Source organism: Bradyrhizobium sp. P5_C11_2 (assembly GCF_054049755.1).
This window is the reverse complement of the sequence record NZ_JBFULT010000436.1, coordinates 1-6462: the sequence shown is the minus strand read 5'-3', so window position 1 is coordinate 6462 and position 6462 is coordinate 1. Positions and strand designations below refer to the sequence as shown.

At 65.3% G+C, this 6462-nt stretch carries 5 protein-coding genes; 3 read left to right on the top strand and 2 right to left on the bottom strand.

All coding sequences use genetic code 11. From position 1 onward, the window contains the following. Nucleotides 1–5: 5 nt before the first annotated feature. The 3 genes from ACXJL8_RS30215 to glsA all read left to right on the top strand — a co-directional run bounded on the left by ACXJL8_RS30215 (nucleotide 6) and on the right by glsA (nucleotide 5481). Entirely contained in the window at nucleotides 6–1172 is a 1167-nt protein-coding gene (locus ACXJL8_RS30215; protein ID WP_456686106.1) for a TAXI family TRAP transporter solute-binding subunit, read from the top strand. Nucleotides 1173–1410: 238 nt separating this feature from the next. Next, nucleotides 1411–3618 (top strand): TRAP transporter permease, encoded by a 2208-nt coding sequence (locus tag ACXJL8_RS30210; protein WP_456618709.1) that lies wholly within the window; start codon nucleotides 1411–1413, stop codon nucleotides 3616–3618. Nucleotides 3619–3639: 21 nt separating this feature from the next. After that, a complete protein-coding gene (gene glsA, locus ACXJL8_RS30205; protein ID WP_456618710.1) occupies nucleotides 3640–5481 on the top strand; it encodes a glutaminase A in 1842 nt (613 codons plus the stop codon). Nucleotides 5482–5496: 15 nt separating this feature from the next. Here glsA and ACXJL8_RS30200 read toward each other — a convergent pair whose 3' ends face one another. Then, on the bottom strand, nucleotides 5497–5799 hold the full coding sequence (locus ACXJL8_RS30200; protein ID WP_456618711.1) for a nucleoside triphosphate pyrophosphohydrolase family protein: 303 nt from the start codon (nucleotides 5797–5799) through the stop codon (nucleotides 5497–5499). Between the two features lie 26 nt (nucleotides 5800–5825). After that, entirely contained in the window at nucleotides 5826–6353 is a 528-nt protein-coding gene (locus tag ACXJL8_RS30195; protein ID WP_456618712.1) for a carboxymuconolactone decarboxylase family protein, read from the bottom strand. Nucleotides 6354–6462: the final 109 nt, after the last annotated feature.

Sequence of the window (6462 nt, the reverse complement as noted above, 5' to 3'; positions counted from 1 at the left end):
GGAACATGCTTCGTGGGCTGCTCGTGCTCGCGCCTGCCTTGGTTGCGGGCATTTCTTTTGCGTCTACACGCTATTCGTTCGCCGAAGACGTCAAGCTGCCGGCAACCTTGACGTTGACCGCCTATGACACCGGCACCGCGGGCTTCAACATCGCGGTCGGCGTCGGCAAGATGATGAAGGACAAATACGGCACCGACGTGCGCGTGCTCCCCGCAGGCAACGACGTCGCGCGGCTTGCGCCGCTGCGCGCCAAGCGTGCCGTGTCGGCGGCGATGGGATCGGGGACCTATTTCGCGCAGGAAGGCGTGTTCGAGTTCGGAGCCAGGGAATGGGGCCCGCAGCCGCTCCAGATCATGCTCTCGAGCGTCGATTGCAATTGCGGTTCGCTTGGCGTCGCCGCCGATACCGGTGTGAAAGATCTGAAAGACCTGAAAGGCAAGCGCGTCGGATTTGTCGTCGGCTCGCCGGCGCTGAACCAGAACTCGCTCGCGGTGCTCGCCTTCGCCGGGCTGACGCAGAAGGACGTCAGGATCGTCGAGTTCGCCAGCTACGGCGCGATGTGGAAGGGCCTGATCAACAACGACACCGACGCCGCCTTCGGCACCACCATCACCGGCCCCGCCAAGGAGGCCGAGACCTCGCCGCGCGGCCTGATCTGGCCGCCGCTGCCGGCCAAGGACAAGGAAGGCTGGGCGCGGATGCAGAAAGTCGGCTCGTTCTTCTTCCCGCAACTTGCCACCTGCGGCGCCGGCATCTCGCCGGACAAGCCGATCGAGCTCGGCAACTACCCCTACCCGATCTTCGTGACCTACGCCGCGCAACCGGCCGACCAGGTCTACGCCATCACCAAGGCGATGATCGTGAACTACGACGCCTACAAGGACTCCGCGCCCGGCGCCGGCGGGCTCGCCGCCGACCGGCAGACCAAGAACTGGGTGGTGCCGGTGCATCCCGGCGCGGTGAAGGCGCTGAAGGAAGCCGGGCAATGGAGCGACGCCCAGGAGGCGCACAACAACAAGCTGTTCAAGCGCCAGGAGGTGTTAGCTACCGCCTGGACCGAGTACGGCAAGTCCAATCCGCCGTCGGACGAGAAGGCGTTCCTCGACGGTTGGATGAAGGCCCGCGCCGCAGCGCTGGCCAAGGCCGACATGCCGAACGGGTTTGAGGATTAGGGCGAGATGGGCTCGTTCGTTGCTACACGCGAGGTGCGCTCCCTCTCCCGCTTGCGGGAGAGGGTTGGGGAGAGGGTGTCTCCGCAGAAAGACTCCCCCAGAGGAGAAAGCCCTCACCCGGCGCTGCGCGCCGACCTCTCCCGCAAGCGGGAGAGGTTGAGGAGCCCGCGGCCCTATCGATTCAACCAAAAGCCATTTGCATTAGTCAGCGGTTAGCTGCCCACGCGCGGGATCGATCATGTCTGTTTCCACCACCGACCCGCAAGCGCAGCGCAAGCCAGTCGAATTCGAGGATCCGCATCTCGGCGCCGCCGCCGATCTGCAGGAAGCCGAGGTCACGCGCGTCCGCACCTTGAAGGGCGCGTGGCGCTGGGTGCTGATGGCAGCCACGGCCGCCACCATCCTGCTCTGCGTCAACCAGCAATTCTCGCTGCGGTTCTTCATCGACTACACCCAGCTCAACACCGAATATTTCTACCTGCTGATCGCGCTGATGCTGCCATTCACCTTCCTGATCTTCCCGGGATCGGAGAAGGCGCCGCTCGACCGCATCCCCTGGTACGACCTCGCGCTGTTCGCGGCGACCTTCGGTGCGGCGATCTGGCTGATGCTCAACATCCGCAAGGCCGCGCAATCCGGCTGGGAGTTCGACGGCGCCCCGGCCAACGTCATCGCCGCCGGCCTCGTGATGTGGTTCGTGCTGATGGAGGCGCTGCGCCGCACCGGCGGCTGGAGCCTGCTGCTGAGCGTGCTGCCGTTCACGCTCTATCCGCTGTTTGCGGATTCGACCTGGCTCGGCCCGTTCCGCGGCACGCAGTCGACGCTGCAGCAGACCATCGCCTATCACATGCTGTCCGGCGAAAGCCTGCTCGGAATCCCGATCCAGGCCTTTGCCGACACCGTGATCGGCTTCCTCGTGTTCGGCACTGCGCTGATGATGACGGGCGCGGGAAAATTCTTCATCAACATTGCGTTCGCGATGTGCGGCACCTTCCGCGGCGGTGCCGCAAAGGTCTGCGTGTTCGCCTCCGGTCTGCTCGGCACCGTCGGCGGCAGCATCGTCTCCAACGTGCTCACGGCCGGCACGATGACGATCCCCGCGATGAAGAAGACGGGGTTCACGCCGTCCTATTCCGGCGCGATCGAGGCCTGCGCCTCGACCGGTGCGGTGCTGGCGCCGCCGGTGCTCGGCGCCACCGCCTTCGTCATGGCGCAGTTCATGAACACCGGCTATGCCGACGTCGCGCTCGCCGCGACCATTCCCTCGATCCTCTATTATGTCGGCCTGTTCGCGCAGGTCGACGCCTATGCCGCCCGCCACAAGCTGAAGGGCCTTCCGCGCGCCGAGCTGCCGCGCTTCTGGGACGCCTTCAAGGAGGGCTGGTACTATCTGTTCGTGATCGTCGTGCTCGTGGTGATGCTGCTCTACTTCAAGCGCGAGAGCCACGCCCCGTTCTATGCGTCCGTGCTGCTGGTGATCCTGCACCAATGGTCGGGGCCAGCGCCGTGGAAGTTCGGCAACACGCTCGTGCTCGCCGGCTCGATCGCGGCGACGGCTTTGATGTTCTGGTTCGGCGTGCTCAACGCCGCGCTGTGGGGCATGTGCCTGCTGGCCGCGCTGAACGAGTTCTTTCCCGGCAAGAACTGGGGCGGCGCGCGCTGGCTGCATTTCCTCGAGCTCAACGGCAAGACCTTCGTCGAGCTGATCGCCATCCTCGCCGGCTGCGGCCTCTTGATCGGCGCGTTCTCGCTGACCGGCGTGATCTCGAGCCTCGCCAACGATCTGCTCAGCATCGCCGGCGGCGACGCCTTTCTGCTGCTGATCATGTGCGCGGTCACCAGCCTGATCCTCGGGCTCGGGCTGACCACGACCTCCTGCTACATCTTCCTCGCCATTCTGGTCGCGCCCGCGCTGGAGAAGCTCGGGCTGAACAAGATAGCGGTGCACATGTTCATCTTCTACTGGGGCATGCTGTCCGCGATCACGCCGCCGGTCGCGATCGCCTCGTTCGCGGCGGCCGGTATCGCCGGCGCGCCCGCAATGAAGACGGGCTGGGAATCGATGTGGGTCGGCAGCATCATCTACTTCATCCCGTTCTTCTTCGTGCTCAACCCAGCGCTGCTGCTCCAGGGCAGCAACCCCTATCTGGAGGCATTCGGGCTCACCGGGCTCGCCTGCTTCGGCATCGTCTTCATCTGCGGCGGCATCCAGGGCTACCAGGCTTTTGTCGGCGACCTCCGCGGCGCGGGCATGATGGAATGGCCGATCCGCGCGCTGCTGGTGATCGGCGGTTTTGTCGTGGCGACCCCCGGCGGCGGGATCATGCCGCTGTCGCAAATGCAGGTCACCCTTCTGGGCCTCGCGATCCTGGTGCCCACGGTTTTGATCGCGCTTCTGCTGGTCCGGCGGCAGCCCCCGATGCCCGACGGGTTGCGCGTGCCCTGATTGCGTTGCACAAGAGAGGCGATGACACCGCCGCCCGCCTCCGCCTGGACCCGCTCGAAGCCGCCTTTGCTGCGGTTTCTGGACACCTGCCTCAACGAGTTCTCCGCCGAAACCTCCGGCGCCGTGGCCGATTACATCCCGGAGCTCGGCAAGGCCGATCCTGCCCATTTTGGCATCAGCCTTGCGACACTCGACGGCCATGTCTACGAGGTCGGCGACAGCCGGGTGCCCTTCACCATCCAGTCGATGTCGAAACCGTTCGTGTTCGCGCTGGCGCTGGACCTGCTCGGCGCGGGCAAGGTCGAGGGCGCGATCGGCGTCGAGCCGTCGGGCGATCCCTTCAACTCGATCCGGCTCAACGCCGACAACCACCCGTTCAACCCAATGGTCAATGCCGGCGCGATCGCCTGCACCGGGCTGATCCACGAGAGCAAGGGCGCCGAGGCCTTCGAGCAGATCCGCCTTGCGCTCGGCCGTTTCGCGGGGCGCGACCTCGCCGTGGATGAGGCCGTCTATACTTCGGAAAGCCAGACCGGCGACCGCAACCGCGCCATCGGCTATCTGCTGAAGACCAATGCGGTGATCTCGGACAACGTCGCCGCTGTCCTCGACGTCTATTTCCGGCAATGCGCGGTGCTGGTCACGGCGCGCGACATCGCGGTGATGGCGGCAACTCTCGCCAACCGCGGCGTCAATCCGGTGACGGGCGAGCAGGTGATGAGCGCTTACGCGATCTCGCGCACGCTGTCGGTGATGACGTCGTCCGGCATGTACGACTATGCCGGCGAATGGATCTACCGCATCGGCATTCCCGCCAAGAGCGGCGTCGGCGGCGGGATTTTGGCCGCCCTGCCCGCCCGTCTCGGCCTCGGCAGCTACTCGCCGAAACTCGACAAGCACGGCAACAGCGTGCGCGGCATCAAGGTGTGCGAGGCGCTGTCCTCGCATTACGACCTGCACATGCTCAACCGCAGCGACGACGCGCGCAACGCGGTCATCGCCGACTACGACATCGGCAAGAGCCCGTCACGGCGCGTCCGCCGCGCGCAGGAGCGCGACATCCTCGCCGCCCATGAGCAGGAGGTGCGGATCATCGAGCTGGTCGGCACGCTGTCGCTCTCGGCGGTCGACTACGTCTCGCGGCGGCTTGCGGCGCGGCCGCGGCCGCAATTCGTGGTGTTCGACCTGCACCGCGTCACCTCCACCACGCGCGCGGGCGCGCGGCTGGTGGCCGAAGCCTTCGAGGAGCTCGCCGCGCTGAACGTCACCGTGATCCTGTCCGGCGTCAAGCGCGCCTCGAAGGAATGGAACACGTTGCGGGAGTGGACCGCCGAGCTGAAGAACGTGCGCGACTTCTACCTGCTCGACACCGCGATCGAATGGGCGGAAGACCAGATCGTCTACCGCCACGGCGGCTCGATCGACTTTCACGAGACCACCGAGCTCGTCGAACAGCCGCTGCTCGCCGGCCTCGGCGACGACGAGCTGGCCGATCTGGCATCGCTCTGCACCATCCGCACCTATCCATCCGGCGCCAGGATCGTGGCAGCGGGCGATCCCGCGGATTCCCTGTTCTTCCTGCGCAGCGGCGCCGTCCACGTCACCCTGCCCGACGGCGTGCGGCTGGCGACCCTGACCGCCGGCATGGCGTTCGGCGAAATGGCGCTGCTGGAAGCCACCCGTTCCGCCGACGTCTTCGCCGACATGGCAGCGACCGCCTTCGAAGTCCCTCTCGCGGCATTCGAGCGCTTCCGCAAGCAGCACCCGCGGGCCTCCGAGCGCATCATGCGCAATTTGGCGCAGCTGCTGGCCGATCGCCTGATCGTCGCCAACGCCAAGGTGGATATCTTGACGTCGACCTGACACCGCCGGCACAGCTTAGCGGCTCGCGGCCTCGCTCAGGCGCCGGGTGATCTTCGCCGCGCTGGCCTTCAGCAATTCGGATGGCTGCTGGCCGGTCGCCGCGCACAGGCAGGCCCAATAATAGATGACGTCGCCGAGCTCATCGACGAGACCTGCCTGATCGAGCCAGTCATCGCGCAACAGCTTCTTGATGTGATCGGCGACTTCGCCGGCCTCGCCGGCGAGGCCAAGACCAAGATAGGACAACCGCTCGTTCGACGGATGCTCATCGACTTTCGCGATCGTCGCAGCCCAAGCCGCATATTCATCGATTGTCATCGGCAACCCTCGCCGCTGCTTGCGAACTAGCCCACCACTTCCGTCACCGGCTGGAGATCGATCTCGAAGGTCTCGAGGAATTTCGAGGTCATGATGTAGAAGCCGACCGAAAGCTGCAGCTCGACCAGCGCGGCCGGCGTCAGTTTTGAGGCGATCGCCTTGAAGGTGGCGTCCGTCGGCTTGTTCAATTTCACGATCTCGTCGGTGAAGGCGAGCGCGGCGCGCTGCACCTCATTGAAGCAGGACGCCCCCTGCCAGTTCTCCAGCGCCTCGTTCTGCTCGTCGGTGACGCCGACATTCTTGCCGATGCGCTTGTGCGCGACAATCTCATATGGCGCCTCGCACAGGATGCCCGTGCGCGTGATCGCAAGCTCGCGCACGATCGGATCGAGCTCGCCCTTATGGCGGATGGCGCCGCCGAGCCGGCAGTACTGCTCAAAGTAGCTCGGCGAATGCGCCATCATGCGGAAGATATTGGCATGACGGTTCTTGTCGAGGATTTCGCGGGTGCGGTCGGACGCGTTGATCGGGTCGCTGTAGAGGATTCGGGCCATCAGTCACCTTGGGGCTTGGTCTTGTTGTCGTTTTTTTGAGTAGACGTCCCAAGAGTATTCTCGCACCGGCACAAGAGCAACATCGTCGCGTGAGGCCGCCCCCTTATGC

Coding starts and splice junctions, on each gene's coding strand:
- ACXJL8_RS30195 (WP_456618712.1), bottom strand. CDS start 6,353: ATGGCCCGAATCCTCTACAGCGACCCGATCAACGCGTCCGACCGCACC.
- ACXJL8_RS30215 (WP_456686106.1), top strand. CDS start 6: ATGCTTCGTGGGCTGCTCGTGCTCGCGCCTGCCTTGGTTGCGGGCATT.
- ACXJL8_RS30200 (WP_456618711.1), bottom strand. CDS start 5,799: ATGACAATCGATGAATATGCGGCTTGGGCTGCGACGATCGCGAAAGTC.
- ACXJL8_RS30210 (WP_456618709.1), top strand. CDS start 1,411: ATGTCTGTTTCCACCACCGACCCGCAAGCGCAGCGCAAGCCAGTCGAA.
- glsA (WP_456618710.1), top strand. CDS start 3,640: ATGACACCGCCGCCCGCCTCCGCCTGGACCCGCTCGAAGCCGCCTTTG.